Raw genomic sequence first — 2,257 nt, forward strand, 5'->3', positions numbered from 1 at the left:
GCAGAAGTATCCAGCGGCAACACCGATCTGATTGCTGAGACAGCACAGGCGGGAGAAAACTTCCTGCTGGCCCGGGTTGTTGCTGCCCGTTTCCTCGGTTCGAAGAAAAAGGAGGAAGCTGAGCGCGTTGCAAAGGAACTTGACGGCGTCGATAGCCAGCTCAGCAAAATGGCGGCAAATCTGGTCGCCCCTGGACAAGGCGAGCGGCTGAAAGATGTGAGAATGCTGCTGTCACGCTATAGCCAGGGTTTTGCAGAACTGGCGTCACTGACCCTGGAGATGGAAAGCCTGGTCAATGGTCCCATGGCGGAGACCATGGCCTCGATCCAGGAAAAATCATCAAACATCCACACTATCGCAGCCGGCAGACAGGCGGAGGTGGAGGCGGAGGCCACCAGTGACGCGGAGGCTGCCAAAACCACAACTCTCGTGCTCTGTGCCACTGCAATAACACTCGGATTGGCTCTCGCTTGGTTGATCGGGCGCAGCATCGCCATTCCGGTCATCTCCATGACCGAGGCCATGCGCAGGCTTGCCGGTGGAGACACTGATCTCGCGATCCCGGCTGCCGGACGCAAAGACGAGATCGGCCAGATGGCTGGCGCCGTCCAGGTCTTCAGGGACAACATGGTCCGCACACGCCGAATGGAAGGGGAAGCAAAGGAAGCCGAGATGCGTGCCGCCGCCGAGCGCAAGGCGGCGATGGTCCAGCTTGCCAACTCCTTCGAAGCAAGCGTCAAGGGCATTGTCGAGACGGTCGCGTCGGCCGCCACCGAAATGCAGAGCACCGCATCCGTCATGACCCACACCGCCGACACGACCAGCCAGCAGGCGACAATGGTCGCGGCAGCCTCGGAGGAAGCCTCCGCCAACGTCCAGACCGTGGCAGCCGCAACCGAGGAACTATCCTCCTCGATCGCCGAGATCGGCCGCCAGATCAACAGCTCCAGCCGGATCGCCGGGCAGGCAGTCAGCGAGGCCGAACGGACCAACGAGACGATGAAGATGCTCGTTCAGGCGGCCGAGCAGATTGGGCAGGTGGTGGAGCTGATCAACAGCATCGCCGGCCAGACCAACCTGCTGGCGCTCAACGCCACCATCGAGGCAGCGCGTGCCGGGGAGGCCGGCAAGGGCTTCGCCGTGGTCGCCAGCGAGGTCAAGACGTTGGCAACGCAAACCGCCCGGGCAACCGAGGAGATCCAAGCCAAGGTCAAGGAAATTCAGGGTGCCACTGGCGGGGCTCAGGCGGCGATTGACAGTATCGGCAGAACGATCGGCCAGATGAACGAGATCACCACGACCATCGCCGCCGCCATTGAGGAGCAAAGTGCCGCCACCCGCGACATCTCCTCCAACGTCAGTCAGGCGGCGCGGGGCACCGAGGAAGTGTCTGCCAACATTACCGGCGTGACCCAAGCAGCTGGGGAGACAGGAGCCGCAGCATCCCAGGTGCTCGGTGCCTCCGAAGGTCTGGCGCGCGAAGCGGAGAAGCTGCGCAGCGAAGTCGCGAGCTTCATCGCCACCGTAAGGGCCGCCTGATCCGACTTCTTTCGATCCAACCCCGCGGTATCCACTGCAGGGTCTTTATTCAGGATTGTTCTGGCATAGGCACATGCGCTGTAGCCCGAGCTATGACGGAAACTGGGTGATGACGAGGTGAGCAAGGCGGCGTATCGAGGTAGGTGCTTGAAGCCTGCCAGAACCTCCACGAGGGAGCGATACGCCATGAACGAGGATAACAGCATTGTCCAGCTTCGCCAGCCCAACGAGATCGATGATCCGCTGACAGCGCTTTTGCGGTGTGGCGCACGCCGATTACTCGAACAGGCCATCGAGGCCGAGGTGGAAGTCTTCCTGGCGTCGAAGAAGGACCTGAAGCTGGCCGATGGCCGAGACCGCCTGGTCCGCCATGGCCATGGACCGGAACGCGTGATCCAGACCGGGATCGGGCCGGTCGAGCTCCAGCGGGTCAAGGTCCGTGACCGGGATCCCGGTCCGGCTGCCGAGCGGATCCGGTTCAGTTCGGCACTGCTGCCGCGCTGGGCACGGCGGACGACGAGCTTGGATGCTTTGCTGCCGATCCTGTACCTGCGCGGTGTCTCGGCCGGTGATTTCCAAGAGGCGCTGGGCGTTCTGCTTGGCAAGGATGCGCCCAACCTGTCGCCCGCGGTCATCGCGCGGCTGAAAGAGAGCTGGGCGGAAGACTATACGCGCTGGCAGCGGCGGGACCTGTCGGCCCGGCGCTATGTTTATGTCT

General features: G+C 62.7%; 2 protein-coding genes. Both read left to right on the forward strand.

The window, feature by feature from the left end; translation table 11 throughout:
• On the forward strand, positions 1–1,539 hold a 1,539-nt coding region (locus AC5JJ6_RS10215), incomplete at its 5' end, for a methyl-accepting chemotaxis protein (RefSeq protein WP_496041936.1).
• Between the two features lie 186 nt (positions 1,540–1,725).
• Positions 1,726–2,257: transposase (locus AC5JJ6_RS10220; RefSeq protein WP_496041937.1), on the forward strand; the 532-nt coding region annotated here is incomplete at its 3' end.

The organism is Skermanella sp., from assembly GCF_059503625.1.